Source organism: Paracoccus marinaquae, from assembly GCF_018860165.1.
Taxonomy (GTDB): Bacteria; Pseudomonadota; Alphaproteobacteria; order Rhodobacterales; family Rhodobacteraceae; genus Paracoccus; species Paracoccus marinaquae.
The window spans coordinates 35,703-59,926 of record NZ_JAHKNG010000014.1; the positions used below are offsets into that span (position 1 = coordinate 35,703).

Sequence of the window (24,224 nt, forward strand, 5' to 3'; positions counted from 1 at the left end):
CTTGGAATTTTCGTGGCGCTGGCTTAGCTGTTGGTCGCAGCGAGAGCAACCGCGAAGGAAAGCCCATGCGTGACGGCCTGAACGAATCGCCGCTGAACCCCCTGCCGGTTGCCGTCTGGCTGCTGGCCCTGCCGGTCATCGCCAGCGAGGCGGTGTTCGGGCTGGGCAGGCTGGGCCTGATCGGTGGCGCCGAGGGCATCGGGCTGCGGCTGTCGGGGCTGCAGATGGCGGCCTTCGCGCCCGAGATGCTGCAGCGCATGTGGCAGGTTCGGGCGATCGACTGGGATCAGCTTTACCGGCTGCTGAGCTATAGTTTCGTGCAGATGTCGCTGACCCATGCGCTGTTCGTCCTGGCCTTCACGCTGGCCCTGGGAAACCTCGTGGCGCGCGAATTCCGGCCCTGGGCGGTGATCGCGCTCTACCTGGGCTCGGCGATCGGCGGGGCGCTGGTCTATACGGTCGCGGTGTCGTTCCTGCCCGGCCGGCCGGTACCGTTGATGGGGGGCTATCCGGCGGTCTACGGGCTGGTTGGCGCCTTCACCTTCCTGTTGTGGACGCGGCTGGCGGCGGCCAATGCCAACCGCATGCGGGCCTTCAGCCTGATCGGGATCCTGCTGCTGTTCCAACTGGTCTTCGGACTGGTCTTCGGCAATGCCGGCCATGAGTGGATCGCCGAGGTCGCGGGCTTTGCCACCGGCTTCGGCCTCAGCTTCCTGCTGGTCGATGGTGGGGTGGCGCGGGTCCTGCGCCAGGTCCGGCAGCGATAGCGGCAGCAGGCGGGGGCTTTGCCCCCGCGCCCCCAAGGTATTTGGCAAGAGTGCGAGGCAGGACCGGTCAGCGCGAGCGTCTGACGGCCGCCTTCAGGTCTGACAGCCGATAGGCTCCGGTGGCGAAGCTGAGGGCAAAATAGATCGCCGCGCCGCCAAAAACGAGGATGGCGAGGCCGGGCACGCGGGCGATGCCGCTAATGGCGACCCAGTCCCGCAGGAACCACAGGGCCACGGCCATCAGGACCGCCGCCAGCACGAGGCGCGGTGCGGTGCGGCGCAGGCGCTGGTCGGCGCGGGCGGCAGGTCCCATGCCGCGCGTCCCCCACCAGAGCTGGGCAACCATGATCCAGGCGGCGGCGGTCGTGCCGATGGCGGCGGCCAGAAAGCCAATCAGCGGCATCAGGCCGAAGGCGACGGCGGCGTTCACCACCATGGAATGCGCGGCATAGCGGAACGGGGTCTTCGTGTCCTCGCGCGCGAAATAGAGCGGCTGCAGGATCTTCTGAAGCACGAAGGCGGGCAGGCCGAGCGCATAGACGACCAGGGCGCGGGCGGTCTGGATCGTGTCATGGGCCGTGAACTCGCCGCGCTGGAACAGCGTCGAGACGATCGGTTCCGCGATGATCGCGATGCCGAAGGCCGAGGGCAGGGTCAGGAACAGCCCGAACTCGGTCGCGCGGCTGAAGGCCGACTGGCCGCCGGCGTGATCCTCGGCCCGCAGGCGGCGGGCCAGTTCGGGCAGCAGCACCACCGCCACGGCCGCACCGACCACGCCGAGCGGCAGCTGGTAGAGGCGGTCGGAATAGCTGAGCCAGGCGATGGCGCCCTCGAAACGCGATCCGACCTGCCGGCCGATCAGCAGGTTCAACTGCACGACGCCACCGGCGAAGGCGGCGGGCAGGGCCACGGCCAGCAGGTGGCGCATGTCGGGCGACAGCCGCGGGCGACGTGGCCTAAAGGTCCAGCCGGTGCGGTGGGCGTCCCACCAGACCAGCGCCAGCTGCGAGATGCCGGTGACAGGGGTGGCCCAGGCCAGCGTCAGTCCCAGATCCCAGCCCCGCCAGCGCCCCAGCCCCATCGCGACGATGAACAGCAGGTTCAGCAGCACCGGTGCCGCGGCGGCGGCGGTAAAACGGCCATTGGCGTTCAGCACGCCCGAGATCATCGAGGCCATCGAGATCAGCAGGATATAGGGAAAGGTGATGCGGCCGTATTCGACCGCCAGCGCGAAACGCTCATCCCCCTGAAAGCCCGAGGCCATCAGCCAGACCAGTGCCGGCATGAAGATCATCGCCACGGCCGACAGGATCAGAACCGTCATGAACAGGCCGGAAAAGGCTTCGGCCGCGAAACGCCCCGCGTTCTCGCGGTCCTCGAGTTTTTTCGAGAAGATCGGCACGAAGGCGGTGTTGAAGGCGCCCTCGGCGAAGAACCGGCGGAACATGTTGGGCAGCGACAGCGCGATCAGGAAAGCCTCGGCCACCGGTCCGGTGCCCAGCCATGCGGCCATCAGGATGTCGCGCACGAAGCCCGAGACGCGCGAAATCAAGGTCCAGATCCCTACCGACAGGAATCCGCGCACCAGTCCGGTTTTCATCTTGTCTTATGCCTCTGCCCGTTTCGCCCCGTCGGCGATCGCCTGGCGCAGCTTCTTCTCGAGCATATTGCGCTTGGCCTCGCTGTGAAGTTTCAGGCCGAACATGTCCTTCACATAGAAGCTGTCCACGACCTGCGCCCCGAAGGTGGCGATGACAGCGCTGACGATCTGGATATGGTTCTCGGCCATGGTCCGGGTCAGGTCGTAGAGCAGCCCCGGCCGGTCGCGCGTGTCCACCTCGATGATGGTATAGATCTCGCTGCCCTCGTTATCGAAGGTGATATGGGTCGGAAAGCGAAATTCGCGGTTGCGCTTTTTCGGCTTGTCGCGGCTGGCGAAAGCCTCGCGGGCGACGATCTCGCCCTTCAGCGTCCGCAGGATGGTCTGGCGGATGCGGGGCAGGCGGTCCTCGGCGAAGGGGTGGCCTTCGGCATCCTGCACCCAGAACACCGCCGTCGCATAGCCGTCGCGGGTCGTGTAGGTGCGGGCGTCCACCACATTGGCGCCGGTCAGCGTCAGCGCCCCGGCAAGGCGCGAGAAGATGCCCGGATGGTCGGCCAGCACGAAGGCGGCGCGGGTCGCGTCGCGATCCTTGTCGGCGCGCAGGTCGCTGCGGATTTCCTCGGGCCCGACCTGACGCAGCAGATCGGCGAAGACCGCCTGCGTCTCGGTCGGAAGGCCGGGCCAGTAGCTGTCATAGTGCCGGGCGATCTCGGCACGGATCTCTCTGGCGTCCCAGCCCTTGGCGATCAGCAGATGCCGCAGCCCGCGCCTGGCCTCGTTCTGGCGCTTGTCGCGGTTCAGTTCCTCCATGCCGTTTTCCAGCACCGCGGCGGTCTGTTCGTGCAGCTTGCGCAGCAAGGCGGCCTTCCAGTTGTTCCAGGTGCTGGGGCCGACGCCGCGGATGTCGCAGACGGTCAGCACCAGCAGCAGGTCCAGCCGCTTGCGGGTCTTCACTGCCTTGGCGAAGTCGCGCAGGGTGCGTGGGTCCGCAATGTCGCGCTTTTGCGCCACATCCGACATCAGCAGGTGGTTGCGCACCAGCCATTCGACCGTCTCGACATCCTCCTTGGGAAAGCCGAACCGCAGGGCGATGCGCCGGGCGATGCGGGCGCCGAGGATCGAATGATCCTCGGGCCGCCCCTTGCCGACATCGTGCAACAGCGTGGCCAGATACAGCACCCTGCGATTGATGCCGGCTTCCAAGATCTCGCTGGAGAGCGGCAGATCCTCGGGATGCTCGCCACGCTCGATCTCGGCCAGGGCGGCGATGCACTGGATCGAGTGTTCGTCGACGGTGTAATGGTGATACAGGTTGAACTGCATCATGGCGACGACGGGCTCGAATTCGGGGATGAAGGCGGCCAGCACCCCCAGTTCGTTCATCCGCCTGAGCGCCCGTTCCGGATTGCCGTGCTTCAGCAGCAGATCCATGAAGATGCGGATCGCCTCGGGGTCCGAGCGGACATGGTCGTCGATCAGGTCCAGATGGGCAGCGACCAGGCGCATCGCGTCGGGATGGATCAGGATGCCCGTGCGCAGAGCCTCCTCGAAGAGCCGCAGGATGTTCAGCGGATCCTGTAGGAACTGGGCATCGTCCCGGATCGTCAGACGGCCGTGCCGGTCGGCGAAGCCCGGGCGCATCTTGCGGCGGCGGCGGAAGATGCGCCCGAGGATCGGGGCGTTGCGGACATGCTGCGCCTCGAGCACGGTCAGGAAGACGCGGGTCAGCTCGCCGACGCGGGTGGCGTGGCGGAAATAGTCCTGCATGAAATATTCGACCCCGCGCCGGGCCGATGTGTCGTGATAGCCCATGCGCCGGGCGACCTCGACCTGCATGTCGAAGGACAGCACGTCGACCGGGCGGCCGGCGATCAGATGCAGGTGGCAGCGGGCCGCCCAGAGGAAATCCTCGGCCTGCCAGAAGGCCAGATGCTCGTCGCGGGTGAAGACGCCCAGATCGACCAGTTCGACGGCGCGATCGACGCGGTGGATATACTTGGCGATCCAGTAGAGCGTCTGGAGATCGCGCAGGCCGCCCTTGCCTTCCTTGACATTGGGTTCCAGCACATAGCGCTGCCCGCCCTGACGCTGGTGCCGGGTCGCGCGCTCCTCCAGCTTGGCCTCGACGAATTCGGGCACCGTCTTTGCGAAAAGCTCGGACCACAGCCGGTCCCGCAGCTCTTCGGCCAGCGGCGCATGGCCGGTCACGAGGCGATGTTCCACCAATGCGGTGCGGATGGTCATGTCGGCGGCGCCGAGACGCAGGCAGTCGTCGGTACTGCGGATCGAATGGCCGATCTTCAGCTTCAGGTCCCACATCATATAAAGCATGGATTCGACCACGCTCTCGGCCCATGCGGTGACCTTGTAGGGCGTGAGGAACAGCAGGTCGACATCCGAGGCGGGGGCCATCTCGGCCCGGCCATAGCCGCCGACGGCCAGCACCGCCAGTTTTTCGCCCTCGGACGGGTTGGGCTGCGGGTGCAGTCTGGTGGTGGCGACGTGATGGATCGCGATCACGACACCATCGGTCAGGGTGGCGATGGCGCGCACCGTCTCGCGCGCGGCGCGGGGATGGCTGTTGAAGCCGGCGACGATATCGGCCATGGCATCGCTGCGAGCCTCGGCCAGCATGGCGACGGCGGCGCTGCGAATTTCGCGTGGCTCGCTCAGCGGCTCTAGCTGCGCGTCGAGGGCGGTCAGGAAACTGCCGATGTCGAACAACTGATGCGCCCCGGGTAGGGCCGGGGCGCTCTGGATCGTTGGTCGGACAGGCGATCGGGTCAAGATCAGAACCCGAAGCCACCGAAGCCGCTGGGGGCGGGATCAAGGATGACGACCTGGTTGTTGCGGATCGCCGCCACCGCCAGCCCGCGTTGGGAGGTGCCGTCCGGGCGCAGCCGGAACACCCCGTCGACGCCCGCGAAACCCGCACGCTGGGTCAGTCCGGCCGTGGTCAGGGCGTTGCGCTTGCCGGCGCGCACCAGCGAGGCGATTGCCGCGACCCCGTCATAGGACAGGGACGCCAGTTCGTGCGGCCGTTCGCCATAGGCGGCCTGATAGCGCGCCTCGAACTGCGCCTTCAGCCCCTGATCGGGGATCGCGAACCAGCCGTTCTGCAGTTGCGGCAGCGACAGCCGGGCACCGGGCTGGTCCCAGCGGGTCAGACCCATGAACTGGGTCACCGGCGAGGTCACGCCCGCCGCGGCCAGCTTTTCGGTCAGATAGGGCAGCACCGCCTGATTGTTGGCGGTCATGAAGATCGCATCGACCTGGCCTGACCGGGCCGCGGCCACGATCTGAGGTGTGGCGGCGTCGATGCCGCTGACCGAGACCGGGTGGTTGGTCCGACCTGCCAGCCGTGCCCCGTTGCGGGCGATGGCCGTCTCGATGGCGCGCCCGCCGATCTGTCCGGCGATGTCATCCTCGGCGACGATATAGACGTTGCGCTTGCCGTTGCGGACGCCGAAGCCGACCAGACGGTCGGCAACATTGGCGAAGCTGTTGCCGAGGATGAAGACATTGCCGCCCGCGATCTCGGCGTTGTTCGAGAAGGACAGCACGTTCACCTGCCGGGGCAGCATGGCGTTGCCGACGGCGTTCGCGGCCTCGGCGAACAGCGGGCCGACGATGATCTGCGCCCCGGCATCGGCGGCGGCATTGGCCTGCGCGACCGCCTGATCGGTGCTGCCGGCGGTATCGTAGATCCGCAGGTCGATGGTGGCGCCCTGTGCATCCGAGGCGGCCATGCGGGCGGCGTTCTTCAGGCTGCGGGCCAGCCATTCCAGATTTTCCGAACCGCTGCCGGCGGGCACCAGCAAGGCCACGCGCACCGGCTGGCCCGGCTCGATCATGGGGCCGATGCTGGGGCCGCTGGCCTGTTCGCCCAGCCCGACCGGGTCGCAGGCGGCAAGGAAAAACGCCGACAATACGGCGCCGGCGCGGGCAATTACGCGACCCAGACCAAGGCCGGGCCGGGTTGTGGCAAATGCGGACATATGAAACTTCCCTGCGATATGATCTTGTGGCGGCGAACTGGCGGCAGCCTATGTGCAACCGCCCCGATTGGCAATTGGCGGCACGACCCGCCTGAGGCAAAAGGAGGCCCATGAGCGAGCAACAGAACGAGCCGCCCCGGCGCCTGTCCGCGCATGTCGAGGCCGACCGGCTGATCCCGGGCCTTTATCTGGTCGCGACGCCGATCGGAACGGCGCGCGACATCACGCTGCGGGCCCTGGACGTGCTGAATTCGGCCGACATGCTGGCGGCCGAGGACACCCGCGTGATGCGTCACCTGATGGACATTCATGGCATTCCGCTGCGCGGCCGCAGGATCCTCTCCTATCATGATCACAATGCCGATCGCGTCCGGCCGGCGCTGATGACGGCGCTTGGCGGCGGGGCGAGCCTTGCCTATGCGTCGGATGCCGGCACGCCCCTGGTCGCCGATCCCGGCTATCGTCTGGCGCGTGATGCAGCGCAGGAAGGGCATCGCATTCACGCCGTGCCCGGCGCCTCGGCAGCGCTGGCCGCGCTGACCCTGTCGGGCCTGCCAAGCGACCGTTTTCTCTTTGCGGGCTTTCCTCCGGCCACCCGGGCGGCGCGGGCCGCCTGGCTGCGGCAATGGTCGGGGCTGGACGCGACCGTGATCCTGTTCGAAAGCCCGAGGCGCGTTAACCAGACATTGCATGAATTGTGCGAGATTGATCCGAATCGGATTACCGTGGTGGCGCGGGAACTGACCAAGAAATTCGAAGAGGTGATTCGTGGAACCGCGGCCGAACTTGCTGCAGATCCGCGCATGGCGGCCCTGAAAGGCGAAGTGGTGATGCTTCTGGATCGCGCCCCGCCCGCGCGCGCCGGCGAGGAGGATCTGCGCGAGGCGCTGCTGGCACGGATGGACGATATGACGGTCAAGGACGCGGCGCGGGAGGTGGCGCGGGAACTGGGGCTTGCACGTCGGGATGTCTATCAGGCGGCGCTTGCCCTGGCGGCGGCGCGCACGGACGAGGATTGATCCGCAGGGGCAACCGCGACGAGGGCAGCGAAGGGATGGCGATCATGGACGGCAGGTCTGGGAATTCATCGTGGTCTGCCGCACCCGGATCGCGCGGGGACGACCGGGACCGGACGCCTGCCGCCCGGCGCGCGCGCGGCCGGCTTGCCAATCTGTCGGGCGCCATGGCCGAAGACGCCGTTGCGCAGGGGCTTGAGGCAATGGGCATGTCCGTCGTGGCACGCCGCTGGCGCGGGGTATCGGGTGAGATTGATCTGATATGCCGCGACGGGAACTGCACGGTCTTTGTCGAGGTGAAGCAGGCTGCAAGCCATGTCGAAGCCGGGCAGCGTCTCGGGCGCCGTCAGATGGACCGGATCTGCGCCGCGGCCGCCGAATATTGTGCGATGCAGCCCCCTGGCCCGCAGGACGAGATGCGCTTTGATGTCGCGCTGGTCGATGCCCTGGGGCGGGTCGAGGTCCTGAAAAACGCCTTTGCCGAGGTCTGAGCGCGCCCTTGCATCCGGCAGGGTGACGGGTGACAAGCAGGCGTCGCAATTCAGGAGCGCGCCATGAGCCTTCACGTCGCCTTGCAGATGGACCCGATCGAAGATGTCGCCATCGATGCCGACAGCACCTTTCGGATCGGATTGGAGGCCGAGGCGCGCGGGCACAGGCTGTTTCAATATACCGTCGATCATCTGCGCTTTGACGAAGGCCGGGTGGTGGCGCGCGGCCGGCCGGTCACGCTGCGGCGCAAGCAGGGCGCGCATGTCACGTTCGGTGACTGGGCCGAGGTTGAGCTGCGCGAATTCGATGTGGTCTGGCTGCGGCAGGATCCGCCCTTCGACATGGGCTATATCACCTCGACCCATCTGCTGGACCGGGTGCATCCTGAAACGCTGGTCGTGAATGACCCGTTCTGGGTGCGGAACTGCCCGGAAAAGCTGATGGTGCTGGACTTTCCGGATCTGACGCCGCCGACCATGATCGCCCGCGATCCCGCCGCGATCCGCCGGTTCCGCGAACGGCACGGCGATATCATCCTGAAGCCGCTTTACGGCAATGGCGGGGCCGGGGTCTTCCATCTGGATCCGGACGACCGGAACCTGTCCGCATTGCTGGAAATGTTTTCAGGAATCAGTCGCGAACCGATGATCGCCCAGAAATACATCCATGCCGTCACGCAGGGCGACAAGCGCATCATCCTGGTCGATGGCGAACCCGTCGGCGCGATCAACCGGGTGCCGCAACTGGGCGAGGCGCGGTCGAACATGCATGTCGGCGGGCGGGCCGAGAAGATCGGCCTGACCGAGCGGGAGCATGAGATCTGCAGCAGGATCGGACCGACCCTGCGCGAGAAGGGGCTGATCTTCACCGGCATCGACGTCATTGATGGCTGGCTGACCGAGATCAACGTGACCTCTCCGACCGGAATTCAGGAGCTTGAGCGGTTTGACGGCATCAATGCTGCCGCGCTGATCTGGGAGGCGATCGAGCGGCGGCTTGCCACGCGCTGAACGTCGCGGCCGGGCAGGGGGCCGGCCCGGCCCGATGCAAGATTGGACGTGCGCGAGGCGGTTTCAGCCACCAGAGACGAAAGCCAGGCGATAGCTGATGGCTTCCGCCAGATGCGGTACGCGGACGGTCTCGGACCCCTCCAGATCCGCGATGCTGCGCGCCGTGCGCAGGATGCGGTGATAGCCGCGTGCCGTCAGGCCGAGGCGATCGGCGGCCTTCACGATCAGGGCGCGACCCTCGCTGTCGGGGGCTGCGATCTCGTCCAGCAGGCTGCCGGAGGCATCGGCATTGGCGCGGATCCGGGGCGTGTCCCTGAACCGGCGGCGCTGGATCTCGCGGGCTGCGGCGACGCGGGCGGCGATCCGGGCCGAACTTTCGCCCGCAGGCGGCAGTTCAAGGTCCGTGAAGCTGACCGCCGGCACTTCGAGGCGCAGGTCGAACCGGTCCATCAGCGGCCCCGAGATCCTGCCCATGTAGTCGGCGCCGCAATTCGGTGCCCGGGAACAGGCCTGCGCGGCGTCGGCCAGATGGCCGCAGCGGCAGGGATTGGCCGCCGCGATCAGCAGGAAGCGGCAGGGATAGCGGATATGGGCATTGGCGCGGGCCACCACGACCTCGCCCGTCTCGATCGGCTGGCGCAGGGTTTCCAGCACCTGCCGGGGAAATTCGGGAAACTCGTCCATGAACAGCACGCCGTTATGGGCAAGGCTGATCTGCCCGGGTCTGGCGCCGCGCCCGCCGCCGACGATGGCCGCCATCGAGGCGGTGTGATGCGGCTCGCAGAAGGGCGCGCGGCGCGAGATGCCGCCATCCTCCAGCGTCCCGGCCAGCGAATGGATCATCGAGGTTTCCAGCGCCTCGACCGGAGTCAGCGGCGGCATCAGCCCGGGCAGGCGCGCCGCCAGCATGGATTTGCCGGCGCCGGGCGGGCCGACCATCAGCAGGTGGTGCCGGCCCGCCGCGGCGATTTCCAGGGCGCGTTTGGCGCGTTCCTGCCCCCTGACCTCGGACAGGCAACCGCTGGCCGGCGCGTCGCCGATCATGCCGGGCGCGGCGCGGGAGAGCGGGCTGCGGTCGGTCAGGTGATCGACCACCTCGCGCAGGCTGGCCGGGGCGATGACGGGAACGGCATCGACCCATGCCGCCTCGGGTCCGCAGGCTTTCGGACAGATCAGCGCGCGATCATCCTCGGCCGCGGCCATGGCGGCGGGCAGGCCGCCCGCGACTGCGACCAGCCGGCCGTCAAGCGCCAGTTCGCCCAGGCAGACACAGCGGGACAGTTCCTCGGCCGGGATGATCTCCAGCGCCGCCAGCACCGCCAGCGCGATGGGCAGGTCGAAATGCGACCCCTCCTTCGGCAGATCGGCCGGCGACAGGTTGACCGTCAGGCGCTTGTTCGGCAGGGCGATGGACAGTGCGGCGAAGGCCGCCTTCACCCGCTCGCGCGCCTCGCTGACCGCCTTGTCGGGCAGGCCGACGATGGCGAATCCCGGCAGGCCGGGCGAGGCCGCGCATTGCACCTCGACCAGCCGTGCCTCGATGCCCTCGAAGGCGACCGAATAGGCGATCGCGGCCATTGCGTCCCCTGTCATATCCCTGCCGCTGTCTAGCGCGACCCTGTTTAAGGAAGGGTTAACCGGACCGCTTCCTTGCGGCACGAGGGCGGCAGGGCTATCTGTCGGTCAGTTTCCGGGGGACGAGATGAACGGCAAGCGCATCCTACTGATCATCGGCGGGGGTATCGCCGCCTACAAGATCCCGCAGCTGATCCGGCTGATCCGGGCCGAGGGCATGGCGGTGACGCCGGTGCTGACCCGTGCAGGGGCCGAGTTCACGACGGCGATGACCGTCTCGGTTCTGGCTGGCGAGGCCGCGCATGAGGGGCTGTTCGATATCGCCGCCGAAGCCGAGATCGGTCATATCCAGCTGTCGCGTGCAGCCGATCTGGTGGTCGTGGCCCCGGCCACGGGCGACCTGATGGCGAAGATGGCCCACGGGCTGGCCGACGATCTGGCCTCGACCCTGCTTCTGGCCACCGACAAGCGGGTGCTGATCGCGCCGGCGATGAATGTGCGGATGTGGCAGCACCCCGCCACGCAGCGCAATCTGGCGGAGCTGCGGGCCGACGGCATCCTGACGGTCGGGCCGGATGAGGGCGACATGGCCTGCGGTGAATACGGGCCGGGCCGCATGGCCGAGCCCGAGGCGATCCTGCGGGCCATTCGTTCGGCGCTGTTGCCGGTCGCGGTCGGCGAGCCGCTGAAGCTGCTGCCCGAGGCGAAGGTGATGCAGGGGCCGCTGGCAGAGCGGCATGTGATCGTGACCTCGGGGCCGACGCATGAGCCGATTGATCCGGTGCGTTATATCGCCAATCGTTCCTCGGGGGCGCAGGGGGCGGCGATTGCGGCGGCGCTGCGCGATCTGGGCGCGCGGGTCAGTTTCGTCACCGGCCCGGCAACGGTCCCGCCGCCCGATGGAGTCGAGGTGATCCGGGTCGAGACCGCGCGCGAGATGCGCGATGCCGTCGATGCGGCGCTGCCGGCGGATGCGGCGGTGATGGCGGCAGCAGTAGCCGACTGGCGGGTGACCAACGCCGCCCAGAAGAAGATGAAGAAGGACGCTTCGGGCAAACCCCCGGCCCTCGAGATGACCGAGAACCCCGATATTCTGGCCTGGATCAGCGGGCTGAAGAAGCGCCGGCCCGGGCTGGTCGTGGGCTTTGCCGCCGAAACCAATGACGTGATCGAGAACGCGACCGCCAAGCGTCTGCGCAAGGGCTGCGACTGGATCGTGGCGAATGATGTCAGCCCCGAAACCGGGATCATGGGCGGGGCCGAGAATGCGGTTACCGTGATCCGCGAGGACGGGGCCGAGGACTGGCCACGCATGGGCAAGGAGGCGGTGGCACGGCGTCTGGCCGAGGCGATTGCCGGGGCGATCGGATGAACCGGCAGTATCTGGACTGGAACGCCACCACGCCGCTGCGCGCGGAGGCAAGGGCCGCGATGGTCGAGGCGATGGAGGTTTCGGGCAACCCCTCCTCGGTCCACAGCGAGGGCCGCGCCGCCAAGATGCTGCTGGAACGAGCGCGCGAGCAGGTGGCGGTGGCGTTGGGGGCCGAGGGCGCGGATCTGGTCTTCACCTCGGGCGCGACCGAGGCGGCGGCGATGGTGCTGGCCGGGCGGGGCATCCATTGCGCGCCGGTCGAGCACAGCGCGGTCAAGGCCTGGTGCCAGCAGGATCTGGCGGTCGATGGCGATGGCATCGTGACCGTGCCCGACCCGGCGCGGGCCAGCCTGCAACTGGCCAATAACGAGACGGGCGTGATTCAGGTGCTGCCCGAGGACCTGGCCTCCAGCGACCTGACGCAGGCCTTCGGCAAGGTGCCCTTTGCCTTCAACTGGCTGGGGATCACCGCCGGTTTCGTCTCGGCGCACAAACTGGGCGGCCCCAAGGGCGTGGGCGCGCTGGTGCTGCGCAAGGGCACCGATAGCGAGGCGCTGATCCGCGGCGGCGGGCAAGAGCAGGGCCGCCGCGGCGGGACCGAGAACCTGATCGGGATTGCCGGTTTTGCCGCCGCCGCCATGACCGCGCAGCGCGATCTCGAGGCAGGGCTGTGGGGCGAGGTCGCCGAACGGCGCGACAGGCTTGAGGCCCGCCTGCTGGCCGCCGCGCCCGAGGCGGTGATCGCCGGAAAGGGCGCCCGGCGCTTGCCGAACACGACCTGCCTTCTTACATCGGGGTGGAAGGGCGAAACGCAGGTCATGCAGATGGATCTGGCGGGGTTTGCGATTTCCGCAGGCTCGGCCTGTTCGTCGGGCAAGGTTCGGGCCAGTGGCGCGCTTCAGGCAATGGGTTATGACGATCAGCAGGCGCAATCGGCGATCCGCATTTCGATAAGCCCGGCTTTGGGCGACGATCAGATGAACCGATTTGCGGATGCATGGGAAAAGGCGTATTCACGCTGGCGCGACAGGAATGGCTAGGCGATTGCCCGGCCCGAGGAAGGACGAGACATGACGGAGATCACCGATCTTGACGTTCGCGACGGAGTCGACCGTGAAACGGTCGAGACCGTGCAGAACATGGGCAGCTATAAATATGGCTGGAATACCGAGATCGAGATGGATTTCGCCCCGAAGGGGGTGAACGAGGATATTGTCCGTCTGATCTCGCAGAAGAACGAGGAACCGGAATGGATGACCGAATGGCGGCTGGATGCCTATCGCCGCTGGGTCACCATGTCCGAGCCGCGTTGGGCGATGCTGAACTATCCCGATATCGACTATCAGGACCAGTATTACTATGCTCGTCCCAAGAGCATGGAAGTGAAGCCCAAGTCCTTGGACGAGGTGGATCCGACGCTTCTGGCGACCTATGAAAAGCTGGGCATCCCGCTGAAGGAGCAGATGATCCTGGCCGGCGTCGAGGGCGCCGAGGAAACCCCCGCCGAAGCCCGCAAGGTGGCGGTGGACGCGGTATTCGACAGCGTCAGCCTTGGCACCACGTTCAAGGATGAACTGGCCAAGGCCGGGGTGATCTTCTGCCCGATTTCCGAGGCGATTCGCGAACATCCGGAACTGGTGAAGAAATATCTGGGCAGCGTCGTGCCGCAATCGGACAATTTCTTCGCCACGCTGAACAGCGCCGTGTTTTCCGACGGCAGCTTCGTCTATGTGCCGCCGGGGGTGCGCTGCCCGATGGAGCTGTCGACCTATTTCCGCATCAACGCGGAAAATACCGGCCAGTTCGAGCGTACGCTGATCATCGCCGACAAGGGCTCTTACGTCAGCTATCTGGAAGGCTGCACCGCGCCCAAGCGCGACACGCATCAGCTGCATGCCGCAGTGGTCGAGATCGTCATCCTGGAGGATGCCGAGGTCAAGTATTCGACCGTCCAGAACTGGTATCCGGGCGACGAGGAAGGCAAGGGCGGCATCTACAACTTCGTCACCAAGCGCGCCGATTGCCGCGAGGCCCGCGCCAAGGTGATGTGGACGCAGGTCGAGACCGGCAGCGCCATCACCTGGAAATACCCGTCCTGCATCCTGCGCGGCGAAGAGGCGCAGGGCGAGTTCTATTCGATCGCCATCGCCAACAACTTCCAGCAGGCCGATACCGGGACCAAGATGATCCATCTGGGCCGGAACACGCGCTCGCGCATCGTGTCCAAGGGGATTTCTGCCGGGCAGGCGCAGAACACCTATCGCGGGCTTGTGTCGATGCATCCGCGCGCGACCAACAGCCGCAACTATACGCAATGCGACAGCCTGCTGATCGGCGATAAATGCGGCGCGCATACCGTGCCCTATATCGAGGTCAAGAATACCTCGAGCCGGGTCGAGCACGAGGCGACGACCAGCAAGGTCGATGATGACCAGCTGTTCTATTGCCGCTCGCGCGGGATGGACGAGGAAGAGGCGGTGGCGCTGGTCGTCAACGGCTTCTGCCGCGAGGTGCTGCAGGCGCTGCCGATGGAATTTGCCATGGAGGCGCAGTCGCTGGTGGCGATTTCGCTGGAAGGCTCGGTTGGTTAAGGCGCCCGGCTCGGGCGCGGGATGACATGATGATGGTGCCGGGCTGCGGCACCGCTGCCACCATCTGATGAGGTAAAAATGCTTAAGATCAACAATCTGCACGTCAAGCTCGAGGAAGAAGACAAGCAGATCCTCAATGGCCTCAGCCTTGAGGTGCCGGCCGGCCAGGTCCATGCGATCATGGGGCCGAACGGCTCGGGCAAGTCCACGCTGTCCTATGTGCTGTCGGGCCGCGACGGCTATGAGGTGACCGAGGGCGGGGCCACGCTGGACGGCCGCGACCTGCTGGCGATGGAGCCCGAGGAACGTGCGGCGGCGGGCCTGTTCCTGGCCTTCCAGTATCCGGTCGAGATCCCGGGCGTCGGCAACATGACCTTCCTGCGCACCGCCGTGAACGCGCAGCGCAAGGCGCGCGGCGAGGAGGAACTGTCCTCGGGCGAGTTCCTGAAACTGGTCCGGGCCAAGGCCAAGGACCTGCAGATCGACGCCGACATGCTGAAGCGTCCGGTCAATGTCGGATTCTCGGGCGGCGAGAAGAAACGCAACGAGATCCTGCAGATGGCCATGCTGGAGCCGCGCATGTGCATCATGGACGAGACCGATTCGGGCCTTGATGTCGATGCCATGCGGCTGGTGGCCGACGGGGTGAACGCGCTGCGCTCGGCCGATCGCAGCTTTCTGGTCATCACCCATTATCAGCGCCTGCTGAACCATATCCAGCCGGATGTGGTCCATATCCTGTCGAATGGCCGCATCATCAAGACCGGCGGGCCGGAACTGGCCCTGCAGGTCGAGGAAGAGGGCTATGGCGACATCCTGTCGGAGGCCGGCTGATGTCGCAGGTTGCCGTTCAGACCAAGGATGCGACGCCGCAGCAGAGCGTCGGCGCGCCGAAACCGGCTGACGCGCTTCAGGCCCGGCTTGACGCGCTGACCCTGCCGAAGGGCGGCTTTACCGCCGCCGCCCGCGCCGATGCGTTGGTCCGGCTGCGCGGCATGGGGCTGCCGGGGCCGCGCGACGAATACTGGCGCTATACCGACCCGCGTCCCTTCAACGCGGCGCAACCGCAGCCCATTCCCATCGCCGCGAAATCGCCCGATTCGCCGCTGTTCACGGATCTTGACCGGCTGGTGCTGATCTTCGTCGATGGCGTTTTCGATGCGGCAGCCTCGGATGACCTGTCGCTGGCGGGGCTGGAGATCGGGACGCTGGCGCAGGCCGATATGCAGCCCGATCACTGGGCCAGGGGCCTTTACGGCACTTTGGAGACCGCCGGCCAGAAGCCGGTCAGCCGGCCCTTCGCGGCGCTGAATACGGCGGCCGCGCGGGACGGTGTGCTGATCCGGGTGACGGGAAAGCCGGCAAAGCCCGTGCATATCCTGCATCGCCGCGCCTCGGAGAGTGCCGATGTCATCTGGCATCACGTCATCCGCGTGGAAGAGGGCGCGGAACTGACCCTGCTGGAAACCGGCATGGTTGGCGCGCGCTCGAACGGTGTGCTCGAGGTCGATCTGGCGAAGGGTGCGAAACTGCACCACATCACCGCCAAGCGGGCTGGCCACCAGAAGCTGGGCATCTCGCATCTGTTCGCGCGGGTCGAGGCCGAGGCGCAGCTGAAAAGCTTTGCGCTGTCGGTCAATGGTACGCTGATGCGCCATGAGGGCGTGATCGAGATCGTCGGCGATGACGCGGTGGCCCATATCGCCGCCGCCGTTCTGGGCGATGGCGACAAGGGGCCGTTCCATCACGACGATACCGTCTTCATCACCCATGCCGCCGAGAATTGCGAAAGCCGGCAGGTTTTCAAGAAGGTGCTGAAGAACGGTGCCGAGGGCGTGTTTCAGGGCAAGATCCTGGTGAAGCAGGGTGCGCAGAAGACCGATGGCTACCAGATCAGCCAGGCGCTGCTGCTGGACGAACGCAGCCAGTTCCTGGCCAAGCCCGAACTGGAAATCTATGCCGATGACGTGAAATGCTCGCATGGATCGACCACCGGCGCGCTGGACGAGACGGCGCTGTTCTACCTGCGCTCGCGCGGGGTGCCGAAGGACCGCGCCATCGTGTTCCTGGTCCTGTCCTTCCTCGCCGACGCGCTGGAAGAGATCGAGGACGAGGTGCTGCGCGGCCAGATCAACGATCGGTTGGAAGCTTGGCTGACCCGACGCGCCAACAGTCAGTGAGACGCGGCGGCATCCTGCCGCGTATCCTGCAAAGCTGGTGGGCTCCGCGCGAAGTGGTGCGGGGCCTTTCGGCCATGCCCGAGGCGGGCAAGCTGGTCCTGCTGATGGCGGCCATGCTGATCTTCCTGATCGCGCAGGCGCCGCTGCACGCCCGCGAGGCTCAGTTGGATCCAAGCGTCCCTCTTGAGGGGCGGATGGGCGGCGCGCTGCTGGCGGTGATCTTCATCATGCCGCTTCTGGCCTATGGGTTGGCCTCGCTGGTGGCACTGTTGTCGCGGCTGACGCCGTGGCGGCTGCGCCCCGAGGATTCGCGGCTGGCCCTGTTCTGGGCGCTGCTGGCGGTGGCGCCGGCGATGCTGTTGTGGGGCATGGTCGCGGGGCTGGTCGGGCCGGGTGCGGCACAAATCCTGACGCAAGGCCTGGTCGGCATCGGTTTCGTGGTGATCTGGGCCGCCGGTATCGCGGCACTGGCGAGGAAAGTATGAGTTCCGACGATCTACAGGCGCTGGTTGGCCTGACATTCCGTAACCCCGAGGCGGCGGCGAAATCGCTGATCGCTGCGGGCTGGCCGATCACGGCGCGCTGGATGGCGCTGCTGCTGGCGGTCTCGGTTTCGGCCATGCTGGCCTGGATCTCGGCGCAGATGTTTCCGCTGCCCGAAGGCGAGGCCCCGATCCTGTCGCTGACCGCGCAGCCCATGGCGATGGCGGGGATGCAACTTGTCGCGGTGGTTCTGGCGGCCGCGCTGATGGCAGGTGTCGGGCGGCTGTTCGGCGGGCAGGGGCGGTTCGAGGACGCGCTGCTGCTGACCGTCTGGATCGAGGCAGTGTTGCTGATCGTGCAACTGGCGCAGGTGCTGCTGTCGGTGGTCATGCCGCCGCTGGCGGGGATCCTCGGGATGCTGGCCATCGCGCTGTTCTTGTGGCTGACGGTGCAGTTCACCAAGGCGCTGCACGGGTTCCGCAGCGGCCCCAAGGTCTTTCTGGGTCTGGTCGCGACCGCCTTTCTTGCCGGTTTCGTCCTGTCCGTCCTTGCCGCGGCCTTCGGCCTGCTTCCGGAGATTTCGCAATGAGTTTCGACATCGACAAGGTCCGCGCCGATTTCCCGATCCTGTCGCGGCAGGTGAACGGCAAGCCGCTGGTCTATCTGGACAGCGGCGCCAGCGCCCAGAAGCCGCGTCAGGTCATCGACGCGATCACCCGCGCCTATGAGGGCGAATATGCCAATGTCCATCGCGGGCTGCATTTCCTGTCCAATCTCGCCACCGACAACTACGAGCGTGTCCGCGCCATCATCGCCCGCTTTCTGAACGCCCCGCGCGAGGACGAGCTGATCTTCACCAGCGGCTCGACCGAGGGGATCAACCTTGTCAGCTATGGCTGGGCCGCGCCGCGCCTGCAGCCGGGCGACGAGATCGTGCTGTCGGTGCTGGAACATCATGCCAATATCGTGCCCTGGCATTTCCTGCGCGAACGGCAGGGCGTGGCGCTGAAATGGGTCGAGCCCGAGCCCGACGGCAGCCTGCCGCCCGAAAAACTGCTGGCGGCGGTGGGGCCGAAGACCCGGCTGATCGCCGTCACCCATATGTCGAACGTGACCGGCACCGTGGTCGATGTCGCGGCGATCGCGCAGGGTACCCATGTGCCGGTGCTGGTCGACGGCTCTCAGGCGTCGGTGCATATGCCGGTCGATGTTGCGGCGATCGGCTGCGATTTCTACTGCATCACCGGGCACAAGCTTTACGGCCCCTCCGGCTCGGGCGCGATCTGGATCCGGGCCGAGCGTCAGGCCGAGATGCGCCCCTTCATGGGCGGCGGCGACATGATCCGCACCGTCACTCGCGAGGGTATCGACTATGCCGACCCGCCCTTGCGCTTCGAGGCGGGAACGCCCGGCATCGTCAACCAGATCGGCCTTGGCGCGGCCCTGGAATACCTGATGGATCTGGGCATGGAAAATGTCGCCGCGCATGAACGCGCGCTGCGCGACCATGCCCGCGACCGGCTGCGGGCGCTGAACTGGCTGAACGTGCAGGGCGATGCGCCGGACAAGGGGGCGATCTTTTCGATGACGATGGAGGGGGCGCATGCGCATGACCTGTCCACGATCCTCGACAAGAAGGGCATCGCCGTCCGTGCCGGCACCCATTGCGCCATGCCGCTGATGGAGTTCTACGGAATCACCGCCAGCGCGCGTGCCTCCTTCGCCATGTACAACACCACCGGCGAAGTCGATGCTTTGATCGAAGGATTGATCTTCTGTCGCGAGCTTTTCGCCTGAATCTTGCAAAGTTTTGGTAACTCGCCGAAGAATGCCCGAAATTTCTTGCCGCAAGCGGGCGGATTCTGCATCTCTCTCTGTCAGTCGGCAGGGAGACAGTCATGTCCGAAATTCTGGTTCTGGGCGCGGGGATGGTCGGTGTCAGCACGGCGCTGGCGTTGCAGGCGCGGGGGCATGACGTCACCATTGTCGACCGCAACGCGCCGGGCCGCGAGACCAGCTATGGCAATGCCGGGCTGATCCAGACCGAGGCGGTCGAACCCTATGCCATGCCGCTGGCGCCGGGCGCGCTGATCCAGATCGCCCTGGGTCGTGGCTATGACGTGAAATGGAACATTCCCGGCCTGCTGTCGCAGGCGGGCGCGGTCTTCACCTATGCCCGGAACTCGCTGCCTGCGGCACATAAGCGTGCCTCGAAAACCTGGGGCAAGCTGATCCGCCAGTCCACCGAACGCCACGGGCCGCTGATCGAGGCGGCGGGGGCGGACAACATCATTCGCCGCGACGGCTATATCGAACTGCATCGGACGCCCGCGAAGATGGAGAAGGGGCGGGCCGCGGTCGAGCGTTTCCGCACGGAATTCGGCGTCGAGGCGACGCTGCTGAATGGCAAGGAACTGCGCGCGCTGGAGCCGTCGATCAAGATCGAGATCGAGGGTGCGACCCATTGGTCCGACAGCTGGAACTGCTCGGATCCCGGCGGGTTGGTGGCGCGCTATGCGGCGCTGTTCGAAAAGCGCGGCGGGCGGGTCATCAACGGCGACGCGGGCGACCTGCACCGCAAGGGCGCGGCCTGGGTGGCCGATGAGGGCGAGGGCGAACATGCCGTCGTCGCGCTTGGGCCCTGGTCGCCGATGCTGGTGGCCCGCTATGGGCTGAAGGTGCCGATGGTCTACAAGCGCGGCTATCACCGCCACTATCACATGGACGTACCGCCGCATCATCCCATCGCCGATTTCGCAAATTCGGTGGTGCTTTCCCCGATGCGGCGGGGCCTGCGCATCGCCACCGCCGCGGAACTGACCAGCCATCCGCGCCTGCTGCCGCCGCAGCTGAGCCATGGCGAGAAGGCCGCGAAGGAATTGTTCGGCATCGGCGCCCCGGTCGAGGCCGAGCCCTGGACCGGCCGCCGCCCCTGCATGCCCGACATGTTGCCCGTGGTGGGCCGCGTGCCGGACCAGCAGAACCTCTGGGCGCATTTCGGCCACGGCCATCAGGGCTTTACCCTTGGCCCGGTCACCGCCGAGATCCTCGCCGACGAGATGAATGGCGGCGAGGGCTGGGCCGAGCTTCAGCCGGGCCGGCTGAAGCGGTGACCGCCTGCTGACGCAATCCGTCAGCAGCCCGGCTTGACTTTCGCCATCGTGCGACCACCTTGACGGCCATGGGCCACAATAACACCAACGCGCCGGTCGCGCGCTTTCCCGAGGTGACCCGCCCCAAGCTGGAGGGCGGGAAACGCTTCGTCATGCAGAGCGAGTTCCAGCCGGCGGGCGACCAGCCCACGGCGATTGCCGAACTGGCGCAGGGCGTGCGCGACGGCGAACGCGATCAGGTGCTGCTGGGCGCCACCGGCACCGGCAAGACCTACACCATGGCCAAGGTGATCGAAGAGACGCAGCGCCCGGCGATCATCCTCGCCCCGAACAAGACGCTGGCGGCGCAGTTATACGGCGAGTTCAAGGGCTTCTTTCCCGACAACGCGGTGGAATATTTCGTCAGCTATTACGACTATTACCAGCCGGAAGCCTATGTGCCGCGCAGCGACACCTATATCGAGAAGGAATCCCAGATCAACGAGGCCATCGACCGGATGCGCCATTCGGCCACCCGCGCGCTGTTGGAACGCGATGACGTGATCATCGTGGCCTCGGTGTCCTGCATCTACGGCATCGGCTCGGTCGAGACCTATTCGGCGATGACACAGGACATGGTCGTGGGCGACAGCTATGACCAGCGCGAATTTCTGGGCCAGTTGGTGGCGCAGCAGTACCGGCGCCTCGATGCGGCTTTCCAGCGCGGTGGTTTCCGGGTGCGCGGCGATGTGGTCGAGGTCTGGCCCGCCCACCTTGAAGACCGGGCCTGGCGGTTCGATTTCTTCGGCAACGAGTTGGAGACGATCACCGAATTCGATCCGCTGACCGGACGGAAGACCGACAATTTCCGGCAGATCCGCATCTATGCCAACAGCCATTACGTCACCCCGCGCCCGACCATGCAGCAGGCGATCAAGGGCATCCGTAAGGAACTGGCCGAGCGGCTGAAGCAGCTGACCGGCGAGGGCAGGCTGCTGGAAGCGCAGCGGCTGGAGCAGCGGACGAATTTCGATCTGGAAATGCTGGAGGCCACTGGCGTCTGCAACGGGATCGAGAATTACAGCCGCTACTTGACCGGCCGCGCCCCGGGCGAGCCGCCGCCGACGCTGTTCGAGTTCATCCCCGACAATGCGATTGTCTTTGCGGACGAATCCCATGTCTCGGTGCCGCAGATCGGCGGCATGTATCGCGGCGACTTCCGGCGCAAGTCCACGCTGGCCGAGCATGGTTTCCGGCTGCCGTCCTGCATGGACAACCGACCGCTGAAATTCGAGGAATGGGACGCGATGCGCCCGCAATCGGTCTTTGTCAGCGCCACCCCGAAGGAATGGGAACTGGACCAGACCGGCGGCGTCTTCACCGAGCAGATCATCCGTCCGACCGGCCTCTTGGACCCGCAGATCGAGATCCGGCCGGTCGAGATGCAGGTCGACGACCTACTGGACGAGGTGCGGCGCGTGGCCGCCAACGGCTATCGCACGCTGGTCACCACCCTGACCAAGCGCATGGCCGAGGATCTGACCGAATATCTGCACGAGCAGGGCATCCGCGTGCGCTACATGCACAGCGATATCGACACGATCGAGCGGATCGAGATCCTGCGCGACCTGCGGCTGGGCACCTTCGACGTTCTGGTCGGCATCAACCTGCTGCGCGAGGGCCTGGACATTCCCGAATGCGGGCTGGTGGCGATCCTCGATGCCGACAAGGAAGGTTTCCTGCGGTCCGAGACCTCGCTGATCCAGACCATTGGCCGGGCCGCGCGGAATGTCGACGGCCGGGTCATCATGTATGCCGACAGCATCACCGGCAGCATGGAACGCGCCATGGCCGAAACCGAACGTCGCCGCGTCAAGCAGATGGCCTATAACGAGGCGCACGGCATCACCCCGCAGACGGTGCGCAAGAATGTCGACGATGTTCTGGCCGGGCTGTGGCAGGGCGATACCGACCAGTCGCGGATCACCGCCAAGGTGGACAAGCCGCTGGTCGGCGCAAATCTGGCCGCGCATCTGGATGCGCTGCGGGTACAGATGCGCAAGGCCGCCGAGAACCTGGAATTCGAGGAGGCCGCGCGGCTGCGCGACGAGGTCAGGCGGCTGGAAGCGGTCGATCTGGCCATTGCCGACGATCCGCTGGCCCGGCAATCCGCCATCGAGGAGGCGGCCGAGGCGGCGGTGAAATCCTCGGGCCGTTCGACCGCCGGACGGGCGGGACAGCGCGGGGGAAACAAGCGGTCGCGCAAGCGTCGCTAGGGCCGGCGGTCGAGGTCAGGGCGCTATCTGTCGGAATGGTTAGAACACAACAAAACCTGTTGGAATCTGCCTGTGAACGGCTATTACTTGTCCCGAAATTTCATCAGTAGAGGTGTTCTCATGCCGGTTCTCGCCCTTGATCCCGAAACGCTGGAAATGGATGCCGAGGTCGCCAAGGCGGCGGGCAAGGCCGCGTCCGACGAATATCGCAACCGCAAGCCCTATCCCTATGGCGGCTTTGACGATTTCCTGCCCGAAGAGGTGCTGGACCGGGTGCGCGAGGATCTGAAGCAGTTGCCCGAAAGCGAGACCAGCTTTGACCGGCCGCAGGAAAAGCTGAAGACCAGCTATATTCCCGAACGCCTGCCACCCTATACGCGGAACCTGTTCTACACGCTGAACTCAAGGCCCTTCGTGCAGTTCCTTGAAAACATGACCGGCATCAAGGGGCTTATCCCGGATCCCTATTTCGCCGGCGGTGGCATCCATATGGTCGCCAATGGCGGGCATCTGGATATCCATGCCGATTTCAACCACAACGCCATCCTCAATCTGGAACGCCGCCTGAATGTCCTGATCTACCTGAACAAGGACTGGAAAGAGGAATATGGCGGCTCGTTCGAGATCTGGAACAACGAGATGACCGAACAGGTGGCCAGTTTCGTGCCGCAGTTCAACCGGATGGTCTGCTTCAATACCGGCTCGACCACCTGGCATGGCAACCCGACGACGGTGAACCACCCGGAAGGTCAGCCGCGGATGTCGATGGCGCTGTATTATTATACCGCGACCTGGGATGGCACCAAGAAATCCCATACCACCCTGTTCAAGCCGCGCCCCGGCACCGCCGATGAGGCTGATCGGGAAACGCGGCGGAACGAGATTCTGCAGGACGTTCTGCCGCCGGTCATGTATCGCCGGGTGATCGGCCCGCTGCGCCGGCTGGGGTTCTGACGGGGCAGGACGCCCCGCCGTCCGGCTCAGTCGCAGGCCACGCGCTGGATCCAGCCCTTGTCATCGACATGGACGTTCACCCTGAACGGGCTGAAGTCCTGCGTGACCGCCTGGCCGGGGCTGATGACCCGGACGGGGCGATCCTCGGGCAGGGTGACATCACCGATATTCTGCCCGACCAGTGCCTGATTGTCATCGGGGCTGCAGAACGGCGGGCGCTCGGTCGTCTTGGCGGGGGCGCAGGCGGTCAGCGCGGCGAGTGCCACAAGGGGAAGCGCGGTGCGGGTGATTCTGAACATGATGTGCCTTTCCCTGTAATGCTGCCGGCCGGCAGTTTCTCTGCCAGCCTAACGCCTTCCGCCCGGTCGCGTTCCCGCAGGGCTTGCACAGATCCGGCGGATTGGCGATAAACTGCCCGGAATCGTCAGCAAATGGGGCCGACCATGCGTGTCCGTATCTTCCAGCCAGCCCGCAACGCCATGCAGTCCGGCACCGCGCGGAGCAAGGGCTGGGTGCTGGAATTTCCTGCAGCCGACCCGCGCGCGATCGATCCGCTGATGGGCTGGACCAGCAGCGATGATACCCAGAGCCAGGTGCGGCTGCGTTTCGAGACCCGTAAGCAGGCCGAGGCCTATGCGCGCGAGCAGGGGCTGGACTATGTCGTGCAGGATCCGCACGCACGTTCGGCCAATGTCCGCCCGCGCGGCTACGGCGAGAATTTCGCCACCGACCGTCGCGCTCCGTGGACCCACTGACCTTTTGAGGCATCGGACGGGTTGTTCGTGCAGATCGTTGACATGCCGCGATCCTTGAAG

21 protein-coding genes are annotated in these 24,224 nt (G+C 66.1%); 16 read left to right on the forward strand and 5 right to left on the reverse strand.

What is annotated here, in order from left to right:
* The first annotated feature begins 65 nt into the window (after window positions 1-65).
* The gene (locus KNW02_RS09855; RefSeq protein WP_216033102.1) at window positions 66-767 is read left to right on the forward strand and encodes a rhomboid family intramembrane serine protease; all 702 of its coding nucleotides are present in this window, start codon (window positions 66-68) and stop codon (window positions 765-767) included.
* Window positions 768-834: 67 nt separating this feature from the next.
* Here KNW02_RS09855 and murJ read toward each other — a convergent pair whose 3' ends face one another.
* From murJ to KNW02_RS09870, 3 genes are all read right to left on the reverse strand, one after another.
* Window positions 835-2,367 carry a murein biosynthesis integral membrane protein MurJ gene (murJ, locus tag KNW02_RS09860; protein WP_216033103.1) on the reverse strand — a complete coding sequence of 511 codons (1,533 nt, stop codon included), beginning with the start codon at window positions 2,365-2,367 and terminating at the stop codon, window positions 835-837.
* A gap of 6 nt (window positions 2,368-2,373) precedes the next feature.
* A complete protein-coding gene (locus KNW02_RS09865) occupies window positions 2,374-5,094 on the reverse strand; it encodes a [protein-PII] uridylyltransferase (RefSeq protein WP_252733648.1) in 2,721 nt (906 codons plus the stop codon).
* Window positions 5,095-5,159: 65 nt separating this feature from the next.
* A complete protein-coding gene (locus KNW02_RS09870; protein WP_216033105.1) occupies window positions 5,160-6,368 on the reverse strand; it encodes a penicillin-binding protein activator in 1,209 nt (402 codons plus the stop codon).
* A 110-nt stretch (window positions 6,369-6,478) separates the two neighbouring features.
* Here KNW02_RS09870 and rsmI point away from each other — a divergent pair, with 110 nt between their 5' ends.
* The 3 genes from rsmI (at window position 6,479) to gshB (ending at window position 8,886) form a co-directional block, all read left to right on the forward strand.
* Window positions 6,479-7,387: a 16S rRNA (cytidine(1402)-2'-O)-methyltransferase gene (rsmI, locus tag KNW02_RS09875; protein WP_216033106.1), complete on the forward strand. Its 909-nt coding sequence runs from the start codon at window positions 6,479-6,481 to the stop codon at window positions 7,385-7,387.
* Window positions 7,388-7,551: 164 nt separating this feature from the next.
* Window positions 7,552-7,875 (forward strand): YraN family protein, encoded by a 324-nt coding sequence (locus KNW02_RS09880; protein WP_252733660.1) that lies wholly within the window; start codon window positions 7,552-7,554, stop codon window positions 7,873-7,875.
* 63 nt (window positions 7,876-7,938) lie between these two features.
* A complete protein-coding gene (gshB, locus tag KNW02_RS09885; RefSeq protein WP_216033107.1) occupies window positions 7,939-8,886 on the forward strand; it encodes a glutathione synthase in 948 nt (315 codons plus the stop codon).
* Window positions 8,887-8,949: 63 nt separating this feature from the next.
* On the opposite strand, the gene KNW02_RS09890 is transcribed toward gshB, so the two are convergent.
* Entirely contained in the window at window positions 8,950-10,464 is a 1,515-nt protein-coding gene (locus KNW02_RS09890; RefSeq protein WP_216033146.1) for a YifB family Mg chelatase-like AAA ATPase, read from the reverse strand.
* Window positions 10,465-10,588: 124 nt separating this feature from the next.
* Here KNW02_RS09890 and coaBC point away from each other — a divergent pair, with 124 nt between their 5' ends.
* The 11 genes from coaBC (at window position 10,589) to KNW02_RS09945 (ending at window position 23,409) form a co-directional block, all read left to right on the forward strand.
* A complete protein-coding gene (gene coaBC, locus KNW02_RS09895; RefSeq protein ID WP_216033108.1) occupies window positions 10,589-11,833 on the forward strand; it encodes a bifunctional phosphopantothenoylcysteine decarboxylase/phosphopantothenate--cysteine ligase CoaBC in 1,245 nt (414 codons plus the stop codon).
* Window positions 11,830-12,873, forward strand: coding sequence for a cysteine desulfurase family protein (locus KNW02_RS09900; protein ID WP_216033109.1), 1,044 nt, complete (start codon window positions 11,830-11,832; stop codon window positions 12,871-12,873). Before coaBC ends, KNW02_RS09900 begins: the two co-directional genes overlap by 4 nt.
* 30 nt (window positions 12,874-12,903) lie before the next feature.
* Window positions 12,904-14,424: a Fe-S cluster assembly protein SufB gene (sufB, locus tag KNW02_RS09905; protein ID WP_216033110.1), complete on the forward strand. Its 1,521-nt coding sequence runs from the start codon at window positions 12,904-12,906 to the stop codon at window positions 14,422-14,424.
* A 78-nt stretch (window positions 14,425-14,502) separates the two neighbouring features.
* A complete protein-coding gene (sufC, locus tag KNW02_RS09910) occupies window positions 14,503-15,258 on the forward strand; it encodes a Fe-S cluster assembly ATPase SufC (RefSeq protein WP_216033111.1) in 756 nt (251 codons plus the stop codon).
* A complete protein-coding gene (locus tag KNW02_RS09915) occupies window positions 15,258-16,604 on the forward strand; it encodes a SufB/SufD family protein (RefSeq protein WP_216033112.1) in 1,347 nt (448 codons plus the stop codon). The genes sufC and KNW02_RS09915 overlap by 1 nt, the downstream gene beginning before the upstream one ends.
* Window positions 16,601-17,089: a hypothetical protein gene (locus tag KNW02_RS09920; RefSeq protein ID WP_216033113.1), complete on the forward strand. Its 489-nt coding sequence runs from the start codon at window positions 16,601-16,603 to the stop codon at window positions 17,087-17,089. Before KNW02_RS09915 ends, KNW02_RS09920 begins: the two co-directional genes overlap by 4 nt.
* Complete coding sequence (locus tag KNW02_RS09925) at window positions 17,086-17,676, forward strand: Yip1 family protein (RefSeq protein ID WP_216033114.1); 591 nt, start codon at window positions 17,086-17,088, stop codon at window positions 17,674-17,676. Before KNW02_RS09920 ends, KNW02_RS09925 begins: the two co-directional genes overlap by 4 nt.
* Window positions 17,673-18,884 (forward strand): cysteine desulfurase, encoded by a 1,212-nt coding sequence (locus tag KNW02_RS09930; RefSeq protein WP_216033115.1) that lies wholly within the window; start codon window positions 17,673-17,675, stop codon window positions 18,882-18,884. The genes KNW02_RS09925 and KNW02_RS09930 overlap by 4 nt, the downstream gene beginning before the upstream one ends.
* A 101-nt stretch (window positions 18,885-18,985) precedes the next feature.
* Window positions 18,986-20,200 (forward strand): NAD(P)/FAD-dependent oxidoreductase, encoded by a 1,215-nt coding sequence (locus tag KNW02_RS09935; RefSeq protein ID WP_216033116.1) that lies wholly within the window; start codon window positions 18,986-18,988, stop codon window positions 20,198-20,200.
* A gap of 68 nt (window positions 20,201-20,268) precedes the next feature.
* On the forward strand, window positions 20,269-22,455 hold the full coding sequence (gene uvrB / locus KNW02_RS09940; protein WP_216033117.1) for an excinuclease ABC subunit UvrB: 2,187 nt from the start codon (window positions 20,269-20,271) through the stop codon (window positions 22,453-22,455).
* Window positions 22,456-22,575: 120 nt separating this feature from the next.
* Window positions 22,576-23,409: a 2OG-Fe(II) oxygenase gene (locus KNW02_RS09945; RefSeq protein ID WP_216033118.1), complete on the forward strand. Its 834-nt coding sequence runs from the start codon at window positions 22,576-22,578 to the stop codon at window positions 23,407-23,409.
* 26 nt (window positions 23,410-23,435) lie between these two features.
* Here the strand turns inward: KNW02_RS09945 and KNW02_RS09950 are convergent, their stop codons facing one another.
* Window positions 23,436-23,708: an I78 family peptidase inhibitor gene (locus KNW02_RS09950; protein WP_216033119.1), complete on the reverse strand. Its 273-nt coding sequence runs from the start codon at window positions 23,706-23,708 to the stop codon at window positions 23,436-23,438.
* Between the two features lie 144 nt (window positions 23,709-23,852).
* Between KNW02_RS09950 and KNW02_RS09955 the strand changes: the two genes are divergently transcribed.
* Complete coding sequence (locus KNW02_RS09955; RefSeq protein WP_216033120.1) at window positions 23,853-24,164, forward strand: ETC complex I subunit; 312 nt, start codon at window positions 23,853-23,855, stop codon at window positions 24,162-24,164.
* Window positions 24,165-24,224 lie beyond the last annotated feature (60 nt).